19 protein-coding genes are annotated in these 22142 nt (G+C 39.2%); 11 read left to right on the top strand and 8 right to left on the bottom strand.

Going from position 1 to position 22142, the window contains the following annotated elements; genetic code table 11:
• Positions 1-672 precede the first annotated feature (672 nt).
• The 7 genes from J3U68_RS05680 to lolA all read left to right on the top strand — a co-directional run bounded on the left by J3U68_RS05680 (position 673) and on the right by lolA (position 8364).
• Entirely contained in the window at positions 673-2838 is a 2166-nt protein-coding gene (locus J3U68_RS05680) for an AsmA family protein (RefSeq protein WP_267375411.1), read from the top strand.
• Entirely contained in the window at positions 2835-4376 is a 1542-nt protein-coding gene (gene mnmC / locus J3U68_RS05675; protein WP_267375410.1) for an FAD-dependent 5-carboxymethylaminomethyl-2-thiouridine(34) oxidoreductase MnmC, read from the top strand. The genes J3U68_RS05680 and mnmC overlap by 4 nt, the downstream gene beginning before the upstream one ends.
• Positions 4377-4582: 206 nt before the next feature.
• Positions 4583-5311, top strand: a complete 729-nt coding sequence (locus J3U68_RS05670) for a metal ABC transporter ATP-binding protein (RefSeq protein ID WP_267375409.1) — start codon at positions 4583-4585, stop codon at positions 5309-5311.
• 5 nt (positions 5312-5316) lie between these two features.
• The gene (locus J3U68_RS05665; protein WP_267375408.1) at positions 5317-6192 is read left to right on the top strand and encodes a metal ABC transporter permease; all 876 of its coding nucleotides are present in this window, start codon (positions 5317-5319) and stop codon (positions 6190-6192) included.
• A 30-nt stretch (positions 6193-6222) separates the two neighbouring features.
• Positions 6223-7104, top strand: coding sequence for a metal ABC transporter solute-binding protein, Zn/Mn family (locus J3U68_RS05660; RefSeq protein WP_267375407.1), 882 nt, complete (start codon positions 6223-6225; stop codon positions 7102-7104).
• Between the two features lie 138 nt (positions 7105-7242).
• Positions 7243-7653 (top strand): DUF1090 domain-containing protein, encoded by a 411-nt coding sequence (locus J3U68_RS05655; protein WP_267375406.1) that lies wholly within the window; start codon positions 7243-7245, stop codon positions 7651-7653.
• Positions 7654-7749: 96 nt separating this feature from the next.
• Positions 7750-8364 carry an outer membrane lipoprotein chaperone LolA gene (gene lolA, locus J3U68_RS05650; RefSeq protein WP_267375405.1) on the top strand — a complete coding sequence of 205 codons (615 nt, stop codon included), beginning with the start codon at positions 7750-7752 and terminating at the stop codon, positions 8362-8364.
• A 672-nt stretch (positions 8365-9036) separates the two neighbouring features.
• Here lolA and J3U68_RS05645 read toward each other — a convergent pair.
• The 4 genes from J3U68_RS05645 to J3U68_RS05630 all read right to left on the bottom strand — a co-directional run bounded on the left by J3U68_RS05645 (position 9037) and on the right by J3U68_RS05630 (position 13200).
• Entirely contained in the window at positions 9037-9525 is a 489-nt protein-coding gene (locus J3U68_RS05645; protein ID WP_267375403.1) for a hypothetical protein, read from the bottom strand.
• 107 nt (positions 9526-9632) lie between these two features.
• Positions 9633-10064: a hypothetical protein gene (locus tag J3U68_RS05640; RefSeq protein WP_267375402.1), complete on the bottom strand. Its 432-nt coding sequence runs from the start codon at positions 10062-10064 to the stop codon at positions 9633-9635.
• A 389-nt stretch (positions 10065-10453) separates the two neighbouring features.
• Positions 10454-10813, bottom strand: a complete 360-nt coding sequence (locus J3U68_RS05635; RefSeq protein ID WP_267375400.1) for a hypothetical protein — start codon at positions 10811-10813, stop codon at positions 10454-10456.
• A gap of 95 nt (positions 10814-10908) precedes the next feature.
• The gene (locus tag J3U68_RS05630) at positions 10909-13200 is read right to left on the bottom strand and encodes a DNA internalization-related competence protein ComEC/Rec2 (RefSeq protein WP_267375398.1); all 2292 of its coding nucleotides are present in this window, start codon (positions 13198-13200) and stop codon (positions 10909-10911) included.
• Between the two features lie 364 nt (positions 13201-13564).
• On the opposite strand from J3U68_RS05630, the gene J3U68_RS05625 reads away from it, so the two are divergent.
• Entirely contained in the window at positions 13565-14281 is a 717-nt protein-coding gene (locus J3U68_RS05625) for a DUF502 domain-containing protein (RefSeq protein WP_267375397.1), read from the top strand.
• A 61-nt stretch (positions 14282-14342) separates the two neighbouring features.
• The gene (gene aspS, locus J3U68_RS05620; protein ID WP_267375395.1) at positions 14343-16145 is read left to right on the top strand and encodes an aspartate--tRNA ligase; all 1803 of its coding nucleotides are present in this window, start codon (positions 14343-14345) and stop codon (positions 16143-16145) included.
• Between the two features lie 96 nt (positions 16146-16241).
• Here aspS and trmA read toward each other — a convergent pair whose 3' ends face one another.
• Positions 16242-17333, bottom strand: a complete 1092-nt coding sequence (gene trmA / locus J3U68_RS05615) for a tRNA (uridine(54)-C5)-methyltransferase TrmA (protein WP_267375394.1) — start codon at positions 17331-17333, stop codon at positions 16242-16244.
• Between the two features lie 49 nt (positions 17334-17382).
• The gene (locus tag J3U68_RS05610; protein ID WP_267375393.1) at positions 17383-18099 is read right to left on the bottom strand and encodes an SDR family NAD(P)-dependent oxidoreductase; all 717 of its coding nucleotides are present in this window, start codon (positions 18097-18099) and stop codon (positions 17383-17385) included.
• 465 nt (positions 18100-18564) lie between these two features.
• Here J3U68_RS05610 and bioB point away from each other — a divergent pair, with 465 nt between their 5' ends.
• Positions 18565-19593: a biotin synthase BioB gene (gene bioB, locus J3U68_RS05605; RefSeq protein ID WP_267375392.1), complete on the top strand. Its 1029-nt coding sequence runs from the start codon at positions 18565-18567 to the stop codon at positions 19591-19593.
• Between the two features lie 239 nt (positions 19594-19832).
• The gene (gene tadA / locus J3U68_RS05600; RefSeq protein WP_267375391.1) at positions 19833-20555 is read left to right on the top strand and encodes a tRNA adenosine(34) deaminase TadA; all 723 of its coding nucleotides are present in this window, start codon (positions 19833-19835) and stop codon (positions 20553-20555) included.
• A gap of 164 nt (positions 20556-20719) precedes the next feature.
• Here tadA and J3U68_RS05595 read toward each other — a convergent pair whose 3' ends face one another.
• Together J3U68_RS05595 and J3U68_RS05590 are read right to left on the bottom strand one after the other, a co-directional pair.
• Positions 20720-21496, bottom strand: a complete 777-nt coding sequence (locus J3U68_RS05595) for a sulfite exporter TauE/SafE family protein (protein WP_267375390.1) — start codon at positions 21494-21496, stop codon at positions 20720-20722.
• A 12-nt stretch (positions 21497-21508) separates the two neighbouring features.
• The gene (locus J3U68_RS05590; RefSeq protein ID WP_267375389.1) at positions 21509-22039 is read right to left on the bottom strand and encodes a CNP1-like family protein; all 531 of its coding nucleotides are present in this window, start codon (positions 22037-22039) and stop codon (positions 21509-21511) included.
• Between the last annotated feature and the right edge of the window lie 103 nt (positions 22040-22142).

Genomic DNA, 22142 nt, shown 5'->3' with positions numbered 1-22142 from the left:
GTTGCGGTGGTAACTGCTGTTTTTTTATGAATCAAGTAGTGAAGAAATTACCTATTTCAGTAGTCAATGCGCAAATTGATATTTGATTTTGGATCAATGATGTTATGCGGTTGCGATGTTAGTCTACTTTTTCATTGACGATATTTCTCAATCTTTTTTTTCTGCTATTTAATTTTGCGGTATTTTGTCTACACAATATTTGGTTTTTAACACTCATTTTAATTTAAATATTGAATAATTTTTTATTGTTTATTTGTATTTAATTAAATAATGCTTCATATAATCGTGACGTGATTTATTTTTCCTGTGGCTTTTTTAAGTTTATGCTTTTTATTATCCGAAAATGCTTTTTTTTTAGTTATTCTGTTTGCCGTTGAAGTATTCATTAAGAATGGGAGAAAATTTTTGTTCTATTTGATTGTGCAGTAGAATGTACTGTTAGCTTTTTTTCACAATCTCTGTTGAAAGTATTACTTGGATCTACGTTAAAATATGAGTAGATTTGGTGATGGAATTAATTTTTAAACCAATTTTATTCACTTGTTATAACAAATAATAACGGTGTATAGTTTTGAATAAAACGGTATGATTTGTTTGGAATATTCCGTTCTAATTTTTCTTATTCATATCGTTAATGTCTCTAGTAAATTCTGATTAAGTGTATGATTATTTATGATTTCCTTGCTGCACTCTGGTAAGTTTTGGCTAAAATTTTTGGTTTTTGGTTTTGCTACACTTATCTTGCTTCTAGCAATTGATGTGGCTGTATTACATTATTTATTTAATGCCGAAAAGATTCAAAAACATGTCGATGCTTTGGTTGAAAAAAATGGTCAGCAAGTAGTATTTGATCACAAAATCAGACGCTCTTTATTCCCTCGCCCAACTGTAACGATTCAGCATCTGCGCGTAAATGATGCTGTTAATCACCTTACTGTGGCTGAGGCTGATACGGTAAAAATAGGTTTGAGTTGGCAAAGCTTATTGGGTAAGCCAGTAATCGAAAAATTACAAATATCTGATGCTCAATTCCATTTTTTCCGTACGCCACAGGGAAAATGGAATCTGGATTACTTATGGCATCGCGCTGATTCAGCCGAATCGTTTGCTGTTAACCGCTTGATTGTGGAAAACAGTGAAGTGACTGTACGTGATGTAGAGATTAATCAGAGAATTCAGAAACTCAATTTGTTGTTCAAAAAGCTGGATAATAACAGCAGCCTTTTACAGACGATGGGGTTGCTCAGCGGTGATGGCATGCATAGCTTCAATTATCAGATTGAAGGGTTATATCGACCAAATGCAGATATGCAATGGCAAGATGTGAAGTTGAACATTGCTACTAATTTGCATTCGTTGGGAGAAAGCACCAGTCAATGGAATTTTGATGCTCGAGTGTTGTCTGACCAGCAACTACTGCAAACAGGTCATGTTCAATGGCAGTGGCAAAGTCAGCGTAATCAATTTCATGTTTCGGGTACAGGACAAAATTGGCAGATTAGCTGGGGAAGCTTATTTTTGCCACAAATTAACGGTGTAGCTACAGCTCAAATAGATGACAATAATATTAATGCTACCGTTACGGCCAACAATACTAGTTGGTCAAAAAATCGCTGGTCAATAGGACAATTTCAGATAGATAGTGGCTGGCAAAATAAGCTGCATCAAACTGCATTAAATATGAGTGGTCAGCTTTCGTGGCCAGATTCTCAGCATTGGATGATTGATAATCTGGTGGTGAATAGTCATCAGGATACGGTGAATCATTTACCTAATTCCCGTTTCATGAGTGATTTAAATGGCACGATCAATGGCGATATGGCTGGCAACGGTAAGTTGAGTTTAGATGGCCAGTTTGACAATCAATCATTAAATGTTGATTTGAATTATGCGCAGCAGGCTGAGACGGCTAAATTAAGTGGAGTCATTAATCTGGCGCAGCTTAATTTACGCCCTTATTTGGAAAGTCAGATCGCTTTAATGCCTGAAAACTGGCAACAATTGTGGCAGAAGTGGTTAACAGGACGACGGGTTGAGCTAGAGTTTAATACAAATGCATTAATGACATCTACTGTGCAATTGAATCAACTTCAAGCAAGCATTACCGCTGATGCGACTAGTGTGTCAGTCAATCCGCTTAAGATTCAATTGTATGGTGGAAATTCGACCGGCATGCTGCAAATTTTTAATAATACCCCATTATCTTGGAAGACGAAGCAACAGGCAGCAGGAATACAAATCAAGCTATTTTTGCAGGATTTGTTTGGATTCAGTAATTTGGATGGACAAGGAGAAGTTGATTTAGATCTACATAGTGAGGGGCAAACGTTTAAGCAATCGCTGAAAAACATCAGTGGTCAGGCTAAAATTTTGATGCGTAAAGGGATGTGGAGCGGTATTGATATCAATAATATTTTGCAGCACAGTGATAATCAGACTACGGTTTCATTTAATGAGACTAATCATACGCCGTTTCGTTTGGTTATTTTAGATTTGCCCATCAATAATTCATTAACCCAAAATAGTCATTTGCAATTACATGCAGATAACTTTGATATTAAGGGCAATGGAATGATCAAATGGTTGCAACAGCAGATGGATTACAATGTATTGGTGGCAACGCGTAGTGGAAATAAACAGAATTATTTACCTTTACGAATCAATGGCACTTTTACTAAACCTAGTTTTACCATTGACTATCAGCGACTAACAGCGGGTTTGCATACGCCCAAGCAAAAACAGGATAGTTTGCGGCAAACGTTGCAGCAGCAATGGCAATGGCTAAATCAAGGTGCTCATACCAGTTCTGAAACCAACCATTCAGAGAAAAAACCATGAGTATTTATCTGTTTGAGCAATGGCCGTCAGTAGATCAACTGGCATTGCGGCTAGGCGATGATAATCAAGCAGAGATGGTTATTGTGGCCGATGACTGGCCTACCGATCAGCGAGCCTGCACACCGGCGGGAGAAAAAATACTGCTGCAATGGCAGCAAGCCAAAAGCTACTGGCAGCAGCAACCCGTTTTTTCTTACCCGATAAATCAGGGAAAAATGCTACTTATTCAGCCAGAATATTATCCTCAATGGCGTTTGCATAATGTGGGTGTGGATCAGCCAATCAGTAGCTCTTGTTTAGATGTTAAACCGTGGTTGATGCAACCGGATCCCTTTGCAGTGAGTTCGGTTGTTGTTATAGGTGCGGGTATTGCTGGTGCTGCGACCGCATTTGCTTTAGCGCAAAGAAATATAGCGGTGACTGTAGTTGAGCAGGCTGAAATAGCCAATGCTGGTTCGGGTAATCATCAAGGATTGCTATATGCTAAAATTTCTGCTCACTCTACGTTGCAAACTGAATTACTACTGGCAGGATACGGCTATAGTCTTGCTCTATTGGATCAGACAGCATCGCCTAAGTTGGATTGTGGTGTATTACATATAAATTTTAATGCCGCTGAAGAACGACGCAATCAACAAATTTCAGCTAAGTGGCCTGAAAGCCAATTATTTCAGTCAGTCTCCTCTGCGCAGGCTGCCGAAATTGCTGGTATAGAAATGAGCAAAGGCGGTTTATGGTGGCCACATGGTGTGACTGCTAATCCGCGTAGCGTAGTTGAAAAGCTGCTGTCGCACCCGTTTATTACGCTCATGACGCAAACTCAGGTAACACGGCTTCGTCATGATGGTCAATTCTGGCAAATACAGTGTCAGAAAAAAGGATCTCCTTGCGTGCTAACAGCCTCCCATATTGTTATCTGTGCTGGTGCTCAGAGTAATTTGCTGGACCCTATTGCAGGCTGGCCAATGCAGATGATCGGTGGACAAACTACTACTGCTACGCCTGGTGATTATGCTGGAAAATTGCGTTGTGCACTGAGTGGGAACAGTTATATTACTCCGGCGTGGCAAAATAAAATGTGTTTTGGTGCAACTTTCCATCCTCATTGCCATGACGCGGTATTGACGCAAGAAGATGAAAATATCAATTGGCAAGAATTATTTGAATTAGCACCAAAACTGGCACTCGATCTAGCTCCAAATGATGTTCCACAGGGACATGCCGCTGTACGCTGTGATACTTATGATCATTTACCCGTTGTTGGCGCCATCGGTAATGGTGGCTTGATGAAGCAGGTGTATGAGAAACTTAAATATGATAAGAATTTTCCGGTTAATACCGCTTGTCCATGGTTGCCAGGCGCATTTGTGAATACCGCTCATGGAAGTCGTGGACTGGCAACTGCACCTATTTGTGCCGAAGCTGTGGCGTCAGCTATTCTTGGTCTACCCTCGCCTTTCTCGGCGCGATTACAACAAGCTTTGCATCCTAATCGTTTATTGATTCGCACGCTAACCCATCATCGTCATTTTAACTAAGCTAGGTAGTCTAAGCATATTGTGCTCAGCTACGATTATATTGTATTATGAATGTAATGTTATATAGTAACATTAGCTTTGATTAAATCGAATAAAAGGTGCTGAATGTTTTCTTTATTACTCAGTGGTTTGGGTAAGCGTTTGGTCTGGACCAGTATGATTCTGGCTGTTTTGTGGCTGATGTATGCCTGGGCTATTGGTATTTTATGAGTATTCAATTAGATAATGTTACGGTCAGTTATCGCCATAGTCCGGCGATTCATCATATTGATGCGCAATTTAAGCATAATGAAATGTGGGCGATTATTGGTCCAAATGGTGCGGGTAAATCTACTCTACTCAAAGCAATAATGGGTTTGGTGAAAGCAGATAGTGGCAAAATTATTTGGCACAATTTACAGCGAGCTGATATCGCTTACTTACCGCAACAGTCTGAGATAGATCGTAGTCAGCCAATGACCGTTTTTGAGCTGGCCGCCATGGGCTTGTGGTATGAAATCGGTTTTTTTAAAGCGGTGAGCAAATCTATGCAGCAACGCGTTTATACCGTTCTTGATCAGGTTGGTATGCAGCATTTAGCTCATCGTCCGATTGCGCAACTGTCTAATGGTCAGTTTCAACGGGTTTTACTGGCGCGTATGTTGATCCAAAACGCACAAGTTTTACTACTGGACGAGCCGTTTAATGCTGTTGATGCGGCCACTACTTGTGCCCTTTTAGATATCATTAAAGATTATCAGCAACGACAGCAGTGCACGGTCATTACGGTGTTGCATGATTATGAACAGGTACAAACTTATTTTCCTTATGCTTTATTGTTAGCCAGAAAAATTATCGCAATAGGTGCCACTTCTGCGGTAATGACCCCTGCTCATTTGCAACAAGCCATGTGTACCATGCGGCAACGGGAACAGAATCAGTGGTGTAAGAGGTAATGTGCATGCAAATACTAGCGTTAATGATTGATCCGTTTATTGACTATGATTTCATGCGTTACGCGTTAACATCCATTGTTTTTTTGGCTGCGGGCACTGCACCGGTAGGTGTGTTTCTGATGATGCGCAGGATGAGTCTGGTTGGTGATGCGTTGGGACATGCAATTTTACCGGGTGCTGCTATTGGCTATATGCTAGCTGGATTAAGTCTACCAGCCATGAGTCTAGGTGGTTTTATAGCCGGTTTGATAATGGCTTTATTAGCTGGTATGGCCAGCCGATTTGCCAGTGTTAAGGAAGATGCAAGTTTTGCGGCTTTTTTCCTTACTTGCCTGGCGCTCGGCGTAGTATTGGTAAGTAAGGGTGGTAACAGTGTTGATTTGCTCAATCTTTTATTCGGCTCCATTTTAGCTGTTGACCAGCCAGCTTTAACTTTAGTTGCCGTTGTATCTAGTCTTACCATGGTGGTTTTAGCCGTGATTTATCGTCCTTTGATGTTAGAAAGTATTGATCCATTATTCCTGCGGTCGGTGAAGGGTAAAGGAGCAATGTGGCATATTATTTTTCTTATTCTGGTGGTGTTAAATCTGGTGGCTGGTTTTCAGGCACTGGGAACGCTGATGTCTGTAGGGTTAATGATGTTGCCAGCGATTAGTGCACGTCTATGGGTAAGGTCTATGGGCTGTATCATGATTCTGGCCTCTGTGATAGCTGCATGTTGTGGTTTTTTCGGCTTATTATTGTCTTATTATGTTGATCTGCCTTCTGGTCCAGCTATTATTTTATGTTGTGGGATAGTTTATCTGTTGTCACTGTTTGTGGGGACGGATAGTGGTGTTTTGTGGCAGTTTTATCGGCGGCGTCGCCATCATGAAGTTTAATTTTGATCTTGAATTGTGCGGATAATTAATATGAAACGTGTTTTAACTCTAATATTTTTAGGTTTATTTGGTCTGATTGCGCCGTTGGTGCAGGCAGCTGCGATACCTGTAGTGGCAAGTTTTAGTATTCTTGGCGATGTGGCCAAACAAATAGGTGGTGATCGAATTCAGGTTTATACTTTAATCGGGGCTGATCAAGATGCTCATGTGTATCAGTTGGTTGCAAAAGATCTGCGTCAGATGCGTGCTGCTAAATTGATTCTTCTTAATGGTTATGGTCTCGAATCCACGGCGCTACAACGTGCGGCCAGTCAAAGTGGTGTACCATTAGCTTATGCGGTCCAAGGGATTAGCCCAAAAATGATGGCGGATGATGGTCATCACCACCATTCTTATGATCCACACGTTTGGAATGATCCCACTCAAATGCATATATATGCACGTAATATTGCCAATGCATTGATCAAGGTTGACCCTGCGGGAAAAGCCTATTATCAAAATAGACTTGGTAGTTATGAAAAACAGCTAAATGAATTACACATTTGGGCCACCAAAAAATTTGCAGCAATTCCCATTGCTAATCGAAAAGTTCTGACCGGACATGATGCTTTTGGCTATATGGCTAAGCAATACCAAATATCTTTTATAGCCCCACAAGGCGTTAGTACCAATGCTGAACCCTCTGCCCGTCAGGTTGCAACCATCATTAATCAAATACGTAGTCAAAATATAAAAGCTGTATTTGTGGAAAATATTAAAGATCCTAAAATGATCCAACGAATCAGTAAGGAAACAGGAGTGAAGATTTCTGGACAGCTCTATTCTGACGCGTTAAGCAAAGGGTCACCAGCCGCTACTTACATAGATATGTTCCGATATAATGTCAATGCGCTTACTGCAGCAATGAAATAATATTTGTCTAGAAAACACCCTAACTTAGAGAATTAAAATAAATCGAACTCAAGCATGTTGAGTAAGATAAATTAGTATTTACCCTTATTTAGATTTACAATGATTTAAGCAGTATTTTATTAATAATGAGGAAACGGTATGAGCATGGTTAATTATGCGAAATTAATAACAATTGCCGTTGCGACAACTTTAGCATTACCCGTCCTAGCTAAGGATATCTGGCCGACTTGTGCGGAGAAAGTTCAACAAATTGAAACCCAACTTGGATATGCTAAGGCAAATGGTAATGAAGAAAAAATGGCTCGTTTGCAACAGGAAAAAGTAGAAGTTATCAATCATTGTTCCAATAAAATTTTACGTCAGCAATATGTAGAAAAGGTCAATAAATACAGTGTTAAAGTTGATGAAACCCAACAAAAACTGATCAAAGCTCAGAATAAGGGGGATGCCAAGAAAGTCAATCAAGTTCAACTAAAGTTGGCTGAGCGAAAACGTGATTTGCAAGAAGCCAAAGATAAGCTCGCGCGTTTTGATCGCGTGAGTAAATAATGCACTAATAAAAATAATTAATTTATCTATATTGGTACAGTTTCAGCCATATTTGGGATTAATATAAGCAACTTAATTCGAACAAAGGAATAATTAATGAAGATTCTAGGTAAAACGATTTTTACTGCCCTATTTTCCTTGGCTATGAATTTAGCACAAGCAAGTGGATTAGATACTTTGCATAAATTCAATAGTGATACTGATGGTATTTCGGGACAATTTACTCAGACAGTCAAAAGTAAAAAGAGAACACAGGTAACGTCTGGTACATTTGCTATTCAACGTCCAGGTTTGTTTCGCTGGGAATATGTTAAACCTTATAAACAAACAATTGTTGGCGATGGAAAAACTGTTTGGTTATATGATCAGGATTTAGCTCAGGTAACTAAACGCCCTCAAAATCAGACTATTGGTGATTCGCCAGCAGCCATTCTTTCCAATAAATCTGCCCTTAATGCCAATTATTCTCTTGCAGATGATGGTCAAAAAGATGGTATCAATTACATACAAGCTAAGCCTAAACGCAGCAATACCGGCTATCAAAATATACGTATTGGCTTTCGTGGCGATAATCTGGCGAATATGCAACTTAAAGATAGTTTTGGTAATTTGACCACGATTACTTTTACGCAGATTAATACCCAACCCAAATTTGACCGTTCCATATTCAAATTTACGCCACCAAAAGGCGTGGATGTATTAACTCAGTAATCAATTTGATGCTCATAAAAAAGTTGCCTTGCTCATCGTTAAGGCAGCTTTTTTATTCTATCCATGGATAGAAAGTATCTGCTAAATTTTTTATGCATGAATGCTGATATTCATGAGCAAATTTTTCTAATTTGATTGCTCAGATAGTTATGGTATATGTCATATATTACAAGATGTTAAAGTTAGCTTTGTATATTTGATTATTGACCTTTTATATTATGGTTTCGTTATGGCACTATTGCGCGATTAAAATGCAAATTGTTTCGCATTGAGTTGATATTTCATTCAAGTTTAAGGTCAAATATTCTGCGCATGATGGGAAAAATTCCGGCAGGCATAGAGCGAATATTCTTAATATTTAATAAGAATTTTCAATGAAGAAAAAAGTTTTAATTCGCCTGGAATTAGTTTCTTCAGAGGTCAAATTGATTTCTTCTAGAAAAGCATGTTTGTACTTGGCTTAAACTCGTTTTTAAATGAGTTGTTTAATATTCAAAATAGATGGTTTGTCGAAAAAAACAAATGTAAGCCTGTTCGGTTTTGGATGGGAAGCAATGCAGTTCTTTTTTAGAGCTTCTTTAATCAAATTTACAGTATAAATCGCTACAAGGAAAATTAAATTGGAGAGTAAAGATTTACCCTCCTTACACGATTTTCTTAATGAGCAGTTAATCACAATTGATTGATATCTATGCCAGAAAAATTTTTAACGATATCTATAAAATCGTCTTCATCACGCTCATATGTATCTTTGGACATATAATCGAGTTCGGCATCAATGGGGTCGCCAATATTCATTTGCTCTTCATACTCTTGTTCTACCCATCTACGCAGCATGTTACCATTTTGATAATACTCAAGCCAAAATGTAGTCGTAACACTTTGGGTAAAACACATAAGAACTTCGCTGTTTGCAGACAAAGTGGCTAAATTTTTCTCTATGTTATCAAAAGCATTAGAACAAAAACTTTCTTCATTCATAAAAACAGTAATGAAATCATTTTTTTTATAATAGACATTCTTTTGTTCATAAATCATTGAAAATAAGTCTTCGTCTCCTGTATAAGGTATTGGCTCAGATAAACCGAATAATTGCGTTAATTCTGCTAATTTTTTTTCATCCGAAGTTTTCATTGCTATTACGCATAGACTTAAGCCCATCCCGATGCTCCCTTAATTAAATTGTGTTATTTAAGAATTATATTAAACCAATATTATTTAAACATTACAAAACTTCAATAAAGCATAACGAAAATATATTAACATCATTAACATCGATAAACAATAGTGCGACCATTGATGAAATCGCGGCATAATCGCGGTCGAAACATCATCCAATTCATATCATCGTCCCACCGACGATGCATTTCCCAATTTTGGAGTTGTTCAACCCTAATTTGATTGATGTAGTTGTCCCATGCAAGTTTATAGCAGCTTTGAAATATGGGCAGGTTGACTTTTTGGCGGTATTCTTCAGCTATTTTGACATTTTTAGGATCAGTAAAAAATGCAGGGTTTTGCATCTGTGCCTGCATCAGTTCCGCAGTTCTTGCATCACACTTTGCGGCTAAATCCACTTGCAACTTTTGTTGCGCAGCTTTCTCTGCTGCCGCTCTGGCTGCTTTCTGTTCCGGCGTTGCACAACTGACTACCATTAGGGCCAACATAATGCTCAATACTAAGTTTTTTCGCCACTGCATAATTTCCCTCTACAGAAGATGCTAAAACATCTATATTTAATTTAGAATATATACTATTTAATACTTTTAAAGTTCATAGTTAAAGTTAATACTTTTAAAGTTGATAGTTAAAGATTCTTTTTTGTTTATCATGATAAAAATTACTTTAGTGCAATCTCAATTTTTGTGAAATTAATGTAAAAACGATAATTCATACAAAAGATAATGTGGTCGTACCGTAGGACACAAATTATAAGTAAATTTATTAAATCTCAAAAATGAAGTATAAGCTTTTTAATAATACAATAATTATAAATTATTGTATAAAAGTTTCTTATTTGAAATATTATTAGTTACGTTTTTATTTTTTAATTTCCGTTTATTGTGAAAACATAATAATTATAATCAGGTTATTTAAAATATTTTATAATTTCAGTATTTTCTTTAATGAGATTTAAAAAATTGTTTTTTTCATTCATATTCCAATCATTAAATTTATCAATCGCTTTATTAATTAAAAATGAATTATTAGAATATTCTAAAATTGATAAAAAAGGTATCCAAGCTATTTTGACAAATCCAAAAAATTTTTCGCTAAAATTTTCTTGCTTTACCATTTGTTCAAGTAAGTAATTCTCAAATAAAGGATTATTATTTGTTCTCATAGCAATTATTGGATAATAATTTACATTTATTTTGGCATTATTAGTAATGTAATTTATTATTTCTTCATCGCTTTTATCAAGTATTTCTTTTTTTATAGGAATCATTAAATTAATTATTAAGTATATTTTCTAAATTTTGTAATACTGTAGGATCATCTCTAATTATACGCCAGTCTGCAGCGGTTTTCCTAGCTCTATTCCTAGGGTTTCTCCATGGGTTTGCGTTGCCAGTAGGCTTTATTTTGATTTAAAGGCTGCCATTGCAAAGGTGTTGCGCTTAATATTGTTTGCAGACCGCCCATACGATCGGTGCGCAATAATACAATATTTTCATTTTTTATCAATTCTTGTACTTGTATGTGTGGGTGATTGTATCGATTTGCAAATCCTACACTGGCAATCGCATATTCAGGCTGTACCATGCGAATAAAGTCAATATCGCTGGAAGTTCGGCTTCCGTGATGACCCAAAAGTAGTATTTGACTAAATAATTTATCACCATATGCGGCCACCATGGCTTTTTCGCCACTTTTGCTCAAATCACCTGTGATCAATACTGACTTGCCAGCAGCAATGACTCTTAAAACACAGCTGCGATCATTTTTCTTCGCTGTGCCCTTAACTGGCTGATTAAGAAATTCAAACCATACACCATCCCATTGCCAATTCATTCCGGTCTGACAATGCTTGACGGCAAAAGGATACGCTTGGGCTTGTCCGGCAAAAATTTGCTTAGGTTGCAAATGGGTTCTAATTAATGTTGCTCCACCGTCATGATCGATATCATTATGTGATAACACTAAGCTATCCAGACGTTTTATCCCTGCTGCTTGTAAATTTGGCAGTAAGGTTGATTGCGCGGCAAAACCAGTACCTGTATCAAACAACAAATTGTGTTTGGCTGTGGTAATACTAACCGCTAAGCCTTGTCCTATATCCCATATGGTGATTCTGGCCTGATTTTCAGCCAGGCGTTTAGGTTGGTAAGTTAAGAGTAAACCCAAAATTAAAAAGCATAATGGGCGTAAGTAAAAACCACGTGGAAGCAATAAAAAGACAATTGCGGTGGTAGCCAGCATCCATAAAGCCAACGGTGCATGTGCAGGATGGAATTCTGGTGCGTATTCAGCCACAAAAAATAACCATTGCATGGTTTTTTCAGCTATCCACGCAGCCAAAGTAGCTAAAAATGGTATAGGCAGGATTAATGACAATAAAGCCAATGGAACCAATACTAATGTAAACCAGGGTATGGCTAAAGCATTGACGGGGGCTGAAGCTAAGGGTACGGAACCGAACACAAAAGCCACCAGTACTAATGAGGCAATACCTGCTGCCCATTGTGATTGAAATAGTTGCTGTAATTTTGATGTTTTCCCATTACCTTCCCCTGCCCACATTAATGCAGCCACCAATAAAAACGACAACCAAAACCCGACACTTAAAACTGCTAGTGGATCATAGAACAAAACCAGCGCTACAGTTAGCCACCAAGTTTGCATTGGTCTTAAATGTCCTCTACGCCAAGTTAAGGCAAGAATGATGATCATCAGCATGCTTCGTTGGGTGGGAACAGCAAAACCAGCTAATGCACTGTAGATAATCGCGGTGATCACCGCAACTATTCGCTGATAAATCCATGGGCGTTGTATAGGCAATGGCATAAAGTATAGTAATTTGCCGCAGAGCCAAGCAGCCAACATGGCCAGCATGCCGACATGCAAACCTGAGATGCTGACGAGATGATTTAAACCTAAAGGACGAAAGATTTGCCACGCTTCTGTTGGCAGCGCTGATTGTTCACCAACGGCTAATGCCTTAAGCAAAGGTACTCCTTGCGGATAATTTGCTTGTTGAGCTTGCCATCGATCACTGAGTCTGGCTCGCCAGCGAGATAATGCGCCAGCACAACTTCCTTCATTACTCAGAAGTTCACGTTTGCCTTTGATGGTAGCCACAGCACCGATATGATTGCTTAAGGCCCATGCTTCTCGATTGAAACCAACCGCGTTTGTTTCCCCAATTAATGCCCGTACTTTAGTTTGCACTCGCCAGCGACTACCCACTGGCCAACGTTGTTTGCCATAATCAGTGACCAACCAGTTTTGTGTCCTGCCATCACTTAATTGGACATCAGCTAAAAAACGACTACGAAAACCATCTGTTTGCGGTAAATCGATGACAGTTAAGATGACTTCTTCGGAGTCTGATTGTCCAGAAATAGGCCATTGTTGTTGTAAAACCGCTTCTGTGCGCCAGATGCCAAACAACACACCAACACACAATAGGCAGGCATAACGGCACCACCACCAACTGCGTTTAAACGCCATTGCTCCTAACACTATAGCCGCGGTTAGCCAATATGCATGATGGGTTTGAGGCAGCAAAAACGAGCCACACACCCCTATTACCCACCATGGTAACCATGCAGAAGTAGCGTGATGGCTCTGGGTACTTTTTGACGGTTTGATTATTTCTCCCAGAATACTCAAACTTAACAATCCATGTTTTTATATGTTTGATGCATTATTTAGCACAAATAAAAGATTATTGCAATGGTTTATATTGAAAATGGGATTGTTTAAATAAGATGACTTAAAGCTGTTATTTAATTTGAAAATTTCAGGTTCATTTATCCCAAAAATTACTTTTGCGCAGCGACGATTGCCAAGATTTTTGCGATTAAAAACGTGATCAGACTACTTTTGTTAAAACTTAATTTTTCATTCATAGATTAAAATTTAAACGTGACCTAATGCATTTACTAAATGTCACTGTAAAAATGACAAGATATAGGTATAATATAAAATTTGTCGCTATAAATTGACCATCATTTTCCAAGGAATAAATCCAATTATGTCATCACAGCCTGCCGAGGGCGGAAAACTGAAAAAGTCATTTAAAAAATACATGCTAATGGGTGTATTGGTGTGGTTGCCTATCATTGTGACTATTTGGGCGATCGGTTACATCATCGATCTTGCCGACCATTTGATCACCATTCTGCCTGCTCGCTTGCAACCACAGGCTTTATTTGGTTTTAAAGTTCATGGATTGGGCATACTGATTGCCATGATCGTGGTATTTTTCACTGGTCTGATTTCAGCTAATATGCTGGGTCGTAGAATTCTTGCTGTGTGGGATGCGCTTTGGGGGCGTATACCAGTGGTCAAAAGTATCTATAGCGGTGTGAAAAAAGTTTCTGAATCATTATTGTCTGATTCTCGTCAATCTTTCAAAACACCGGTGTTGGTGCCATTTCCTCAGGCCAATATTTGGACAATTGGCTTTGTTTCTGGCCATATACCGAAAGAAATCAGCAATACTCTGCCACATCATTTTGGCAGTCAATCTGGAGAAGATTACATTCCGATATATGTGCCCACTACTCCTAATCCAACTGGTGGTTACTATATAATGGTACACCACAATGATGTGCATGAAATTGACATGAGTGTAGATGATGCGCTTAAGTATGTTATTTCATTAGGAATGGTGCAACCGGATGAAAACCTACACCCGCACCTGACATTACACGAAATTTTTTCACACAAAACCAGTAAACCACACTGAAAAAAACAGTAATATTTTTTATAATCTAATTAACTGAAATGACAGTAACAAAGGCATTAAGATGCGAACAAACTATTGTGGCCTAATTAATGAGCAATATCTGGATCAGACGATTACCGTTAAAGGATGGGTACATCGTCGGCGCGATCATGGTGGCGTAATTTTTATCGATTTGCGTGATCGCGAAGGCATTATTCAAGTTGTGATTGATCCTGATACACCAGAAGCTTTTGCCTTGGCCGATTCCGCCCGTAATGAATATGTTCTGAGTATTACCGGCCGTGTACGTGCGCGTCCTGAAGGCACTAAAAATGACAAAATGATTTCTGGTGGGATCGAATTATTGGCTAAAGAGATTGAAATTCTCAATACAGCTGCTACCCCACCTTTTTTAATTGATGATGAAAACATCAGTGAAAATGTGCGTCTGACCAATCGAATCATAGATTTACGTCGTCCGGTTATGCAAAACAACCTGCGTTTGCGTTATCGCGTGGCGATGGCTGTGCGTCGCTATCTGGATGGTGAGGGCTTTATCGATATTGAAACCCCAATGTTAACCCGCTCTACTCCAGAAGGTGCGCGCGACTATTTGGTACCAAGCCGAGTTTTTCCAGGTGAATTTTTTGCCTTACCGCAATCTCCGCAATTATTTAAACAACTGTTAATGGTAGCCGGTTTTGATCGGTATTATCAGATTGTTAAATGCTTTCGTGATGAAGATTTACGCGCAGATCGTCAACCTGAATTTACCCAAATCGACCTTGAAACTTCGTTTTTAAATGAAGAAGATATCATGGATATCACGGAAAATATGGTCAAAAATGTCTTTCAGGAAGCTTTGGCTGTTGAGTTACCTAAGTTTCCGCGCATGACATGGAATGAGGCGATGTTCTTGTATGGTTCGGATAAACCGGACTTGCGCGTTAACCTGCAGTTCACAGAATTGACCGACGTGATGAAAACGGAAGAATTTAAAGTATTCCGTGCTGCTGCTGATATGAAAAATGGTCGCGTGGTAGCATTGCGTGTGCCAAACGGTGCCACATTAAGCCGTAAAGAAATTGATACTTATACTGAATTTGTGGGTATTTATGGAGCGAAAGGCTTAGCTTATATCAAAGTTAATGATATATCTAAGATCAATAATACCGAAGACAGTGGTCTGCAATCGCCTATTGTGAAATTCCTGTCTGATCAGGCTTTACAAGCAATTATTGAAAAAACCGGCGCGCAAAATGGCGACATTATCTTCTTTGGAGCAGATAAAGCCAAAGTGGTGAATGAAGCAATTGGTGCCTTACGCATCAAAATCGGGCATGAACACGGCGCCAAAAATGGCTACTTTACTGACGAATGGCGTCCATTGTGGGTAGTTGATTTTCCTATGTTCGAATATGACGAAGAGGAAAATCGTTGGTCTGCTATGCATCATCCGTTTACCGCACCGAAAACAGGTCATGAAGATTTGCTTACCACCGATCCAGAACATTGTCTGGCTAGAGCCTACGACATGGTGCTGAATGGTTGGGAAATTGGCGGCGGTTCCATTCGTATCCACCGTGCTGATATTCAGGAAAAAGTTTTTGCTGCATTGAATATCAGTCCAGAAGAACAAGAAAACAAATTCGGTTTCTTGCTCAGCAATCTGAAATATGGTGCACCTCCGCACGGCGGATTGGCTTTTGGTTTGGATCGTCTGGTAACTTTGATGGCGGGTGCAGAATCTATCCGTGATGTCATTGCATTCCCGAAAACTCAACGTTCGCAAGATTTATTGGTTGATGCACCTAATCATGTTGATGAAAAACAACTGCGTGAATTGGGGTTGCGCCTGCGCCAGAAAGTACAAACTGAAGAATAGAATTAAAATGTTTTTCAATAAAAACTGCCTGACAATGATCAGGCAGTTTTTTTATTGATATCAAATAAATAGAAAAAACATGTTCTGGATTAGATATTAACATTTCTGTAACCAGACACCTGATTCAATATGCGGCGTGAACGGAAACTGGTCAAACAACGCAGCCTGTTTTACCTGATGAGTTGTTAACAAGGTTTGTAGATTATCATGCAGAGTAACTGGGTTACAGGATACATAAATTATATTGTTGAATTTCTGTAAAAGTTGCAGCGTGTCTGCATCAATACCGGCTCGTGGTGGATCCACAAATACCGTACTGAATTCATAATCAGCCAAATTAATCTGTTCGCTGACTAGACGCTTAAAAGTTCTAACACCGGTGTAGGCTTCAGTAAATTCTTCAGCCGAAAGCCGTGCAATAGCTATATTGTGAATTTGGTTGGTATCTATATTCCAGCGGGCAGCCTGTACTGAGGTTTTGGATACTTCGGTAGCCAGTACGCGACGGAAATGACGCGCCAATGGCAAGGTAAAATTTCCATTACCGCAATAAAGCTCCAGTAAATCTCCCATATGAATAGCTTTCGCAACATTTGTCGCCCAGCTAAGCATCGACTGACATACCACTGCATTAGGCTGGGTAAAGCCGCCTTCCAATTGTTTGTACTGAAACACTTCATTATCTACGCTTAATCGTTCGATAACGTAATCGCGCTCAAGTACCACCTTTTGTCCACGGCTGCGTCCTATAATCTGAATACCCAGCTCAGAGGCTAAGACTTTAGCTGCCTGCATCCAGTCGTTATTCAGTTTTTTGTGATATATCAGGCTAACTAGCGTATCTCCAGCCAGTGTAGTCAGAAATTCTACCTGAAATAATCGTGATTTAAGTAATTCACTAGTCTGTATGCAATCAAGCAATACTGGCATCAATGAATCGATATTTTCATGAGCAACAGCAAAGTGCCGCAATTTTTGCACATTACTATTACCAGCTTTTTCTCCTGGAGCAAACATGGCATAGCTGCATGTTTCGCCATCATGCCAGATGCGAAATTCAGCACGCATGCGATAATGTGATGCAGGTGAAGTAAAAACCTGCATCGCTGGAAAAGCACAGTCGGCAAATAATTGATTTAGATAAAGTTGTTTCTCAGTGAGCTGTTGCTGGTAGGCGGCAGAAGTCATGAATTTTGTCAGTCAAAGCAAAAAGGGAGCCATTATAACAAACCCTTGTCTACTCCCGCACATCCCGTAGAATTTGTTGGCCATAATCGTCGGCAGCAATCATGGCCGCAATCTTCTGTGCGGTTTCGGCTGCACTTTGCAACTGGCTATTAGTTTTCATGTTAATAAAATTATTTACCATGGGAAATTTGGCAGCATCAGCTGCACGGATGCACTGCTGCATATTGGTATCCACAACACCGGGTGCAATACTGGCAATACGCACGCGTGGATGCTGCTCCACAGCAATTACGGCTGCATGCTGATCCAAAGCTGCCTTGGTAGCACCATATACACTCCAGCCGGCAATGGGATGGCGACCGGCACCACTGCTGATATGGGCAATGCGGATTGCAGCTTTGGTGGCAGTTGCAATTACTGCATTTGTGAGCAGCATAGGCGCAGTGATGTTTACGGCTATGGCTTTGGAAATGGCATCACAGCTTTGCTGGCCGGCCAGAGCATTTGGTTCCACTATTCCGGCATTATTAATCAGCGTGACTTCATTTTTATTTTCAAGTCCGTTTTGCCAACTGGCCGATTGCACCAATGTGGATATAGCTTCAGTATTGGCAAAATCAATAGCATATTGTAATAGCCGCTCCGGCGGATTATCCCAGCCATGGCGCGATAATCCGATCACATTAATTCCTTGATTCAAATAATATTCAGCCAGTGCGCGTCCCAATCCTCGGCTATGTCCAGTGATAATGACACAATTTTGCATATTGATTTCCCTTTCCCGTATTTTGCTCATTCCATGCAGAAAAAAATATCTACAGAGCTAATCAAATTACATTTATTCTAAAACAGCCTCAGATAAATTTTCCAGCTAAAAGATAGCAAAAACAAACTCATTTTTAACACTTACTTATAATTAATGTGTAAATAATGTTGATTTAACAATTGAACTCAATTTTAAATTAATAAATACCTATTATACCGATGAAATAAAAAGTATTTCTAACCCTTTGATTTGCTCTATTCTAATTAATCTTCTCTTATAAAACAGTAAGTATATTACTCTTACCAGTTAAGATAATTTAATGTATAGATCAAATATAATCTATTTCAAAAAGATGTCATTCATAATTTATTATTTTAAAATAATAATATTCAAAATGGTTGACAACAAAGTTTTACCTATTAAGATGCACTGTAATTATCAGATGGACACCAAAAGGAAATTGATATGTCATTAGGTGCTATTCGCCATAACTGGGCATTGCCGGAAGTGATGGAATTATTAAAATTGCCGTTTAATGATTTAATTTTTATGGCGCAAACTGTACACAGACAGAATTTTCCTGCCAATCAAATACAAATATCTACACTTTTATCCATCAAAACAGGTGCCTGTCCTGAAGATTGTAAGTATTGTCCCCAATCAGGCCATTATAATACTGGACTGAATAAGGAAAAATTGCTTGAGGTACAGAAAGTAATTGATAAAGCTAAAGCAGCCAAAGACGCAGGCTCCACTCGTTTTTGTATGGGTGCAGCATGGAAACATCCTGCCATTAAAGATATGCACTATGTTTTAGAAATGGTAAAAGGAGTAAAAGCATTGGGTATGGAAACTTGTATGACCTTGGGAAGCTTGACGCAAGAACAGGCAACCGCCCTAGCCTCTGCGGGTTTAGACTACTATAACCATAACCTAGATACTTCACCTGAATTCTATGGTCATATCATTACCACACGTACTTATAGCGAAAGATTACAAACACTGGCTTATATAAGAGCAGCAGGGGTGAAAATTTGCTGTGGCGGCATTCTTGGTATGGGTGAGTCAATTAAAGATCGAGCAAATCTGTTAATTCAATTAGCCAACTTATCCGAACATCCAGAAAGTGTACCCATTAATAATTTAGTAAAGGTTAAAGGTACCCCTCTGGAAAATGAAAAAGATATTGATCCGTTCGATTTTATTAGAGTTCTAGCTGTAGCCCGTATTATGATGCCAAAATCCTATGTTCGCTTATCCGCCGGACGGGAAAAGATGAATGAACAAACTCAAGCTCTGGCATTTTTAGCCGGCGCTAATTCATTATTTTATGGTGACAGGTTATTAACCACTGCAAATCCTCAGGTAGAAAAGGATCAGGCTCTTTTCCAAAAGCTTGGGATTATTCCTGAAAAACATGAAGATCACAGCGATGAAATTCATCTAGCAGCCATAGCTCAGGCCGTCAATGAACAAAGACAGTTGAATAACTAAAAAAACTTCAGTTTCCTAACAAGAAATCAAAACTTAAAAGTTTTACCTGAAATTAGAAAACAACTTTTTTAAATATCCTGCTGTTAAATATAAGGATGAATATTTAATGTGATATCGTTCGATTTTTATTCAAAGATAATAAAAATTTAAAATAATGAGGCATCATTTATGCACTTGAACCAAATTGATTTATAGTAGGATAAAGTACCTTAATTTTGTTTTGACTTATGAATACTTTAATGACCACGCCCCCATTACCACATAAAACGATTACTATTTTAAAACAACTTGATATACATAATGTGGAAGATTTGCAGCGCCGTGGCCCGATTACAACTTTTTTACAGCTGCGAAATATGAGTACAGGTACTACTGAAAGAGTATTATGGCAATTAATTGCTCTAGTAGAAAACTGTAGCGTTCAAAGTATAGGCACAAAAGAGAAAGAATATTGGCGACAACAACTCAAACAACATCCGCCGGTAGCGATATTTCCTGCAAAAGAAAACATGGAATCCTGGATGCGTCATGCATTAATGGCAGCGCATCAGGCTCAGTTACTGGGTGAAGTACCTGTTGGCGCGGTAGTTGTTTATAAAAATAATATTATTGGTTTAGGCTACAATCGTTGTATCACTGATCATAATGTGAGTTATCACGCGGAAATTCAGGCACTGACAGAAGCAAGCCAAAAACAAAGGAACTATCGTTTACAGGAGTGTGACGTCTACGTGACTCTTGAGCCTTGTGCCATGTGTGCTAGCGCTTTGATTCAGGCTCGAGTACATAGAGTGATTTATGGCGCTCGAGAACCCAAAACTGGTGCGGCTGGAAGTGTGATTGATTTATTTTCAAATCGACAGCTCAACAGCCATACTGCCATATTGGGTGGGGTGATGGCTGAGGAAAGCCAGCAATTGTTACAACAATTTTTTCACCACAAAAGACAACAAAAAATTTAATGTATAACCCGTACTTAACCAACGAGACAAATCAATCAGGATGAAACCAACTTAGAATTCAGTTTGGCAATTTGAACTAACTTTTTTATTGGCTAGTCATTAGATTGTGTAATCCAGAATCAGAATGCTATTTTCTTTTAAAGTTTTAGGCTATCTTCTAGCTCTTAATAGAGTAAATCCCAGCCAAATTTGCCAATCATGATGCACAACAGGATGATAAATCCTTGACGCAGTAATTTGCTACCGCCACGCATCGCTAAGCGTGCTCCTACGATGCCGCCACATAAATTAGCCACTGCCAGCGGAATTGCCCATTGCCAGATGACGAAATGATTTGGAATAAAGAAAACCAAAGCCGCTAAATTGGTGGTCAAATTAATGATCTTTGATGAAGCGGTTGCGGTGATAAAATCAAAAGCAAAGAAACGCACAAAAATAAATGACAACAGGCTGCCAGTACCAGGACCAAAAACACCATCATAAAAACCGATCAAGGCGCCCATCAATAAACCCAGCCCATGTTCCCGCCGGCTCAAATGAGTCGAACGCTGAATCTGTCCTAAATCCTTTTTTAGAAAGGTATACCCCGCCATTAAAACCAAAATGACCAGAATGGCAGGCTTCAACCATGCGGTTGGCAGATAAACCACCACATGCGATCCCAGATATGAACAGACAAAAGCCAGCGCAGCGGCCGGCAACAACATTGCCCATGGTACGGGTATTCTTCTCGTATATTGTATGGCGGCAACGAAGGTGCCACTGGCTGAGGCGAATTTATTCACCCCCATGACAGCAGGAACAGCGGTATTTGCTGGTAGAGCCCCAAACAAACCAGGTATTTGTAATAAGCCTCCGCCTCCCACTGCGGCATCCATCAAGCCGGCTGCGAAGCCAATGAGTAGCAGCCACCAGATGTGAATATCGCTTAGCCAGCTCATGGCATTTTCCTTTTAGCGCATTGCGCGCGTATTGATACGTTCTATCAACTCTTTCTGATTCATCGGCAGCCCGTCTTCGCAGAAAGTCTGATATAACACGGAACGAACTTTATCCAGTTGATTTAAGGTAGTACCGATCACTTTCCATTGGCTGTTTCTGGGTTGAATCCAGCGTTTATTCACGTCATCGCCATAAGCAAGAATTTTACTGCTGCGACTTTGGCAATGCATCGCTTCAGCAGTTAAATTATTGATGCCCTGATCAGATTGCTGATTCAAAATAAAGTGTACTGTTTTATCAGTGTTGATCACAATATTATCCAGCATTAGTTTGGGATGTCCTTTGTAGGTCTGACTAACATAAATATCGACCCATTTCTCGTTTCCCTGTGGGTAGGCTGGCAAAGGCAAGGCATTCTCTTCCCACGGCGCATCTTCATCCGGACCGATATAATGTTGATTATAAGAATCGTCTTTGCGGGCGAAGGCAAAGGCACACAAGAACAACAAAACTGCAGTCACAGCTGTTTTGGCATAACTCATTTGGTACTCTCTCCAATTATGACTACTGTGATCACTTAGATAACCTTGATTATCGATTAGCTGACACAGGCAATGAGCAAAACTAAAATAAAAAAGCTGCCAT

Origin of the sequence: Snodgrassella sp. B3882, assembly GCF_026535915.1 — a bacterium.
GTDB lineage: Bacteria > Pseudomonadota > Gammaproteobacteria > Burkholderiales > Neisseriaceae > Snodgrassella.
This window is presented reverse-complemented; position numbering and strand designations above follow the sequence as displayed.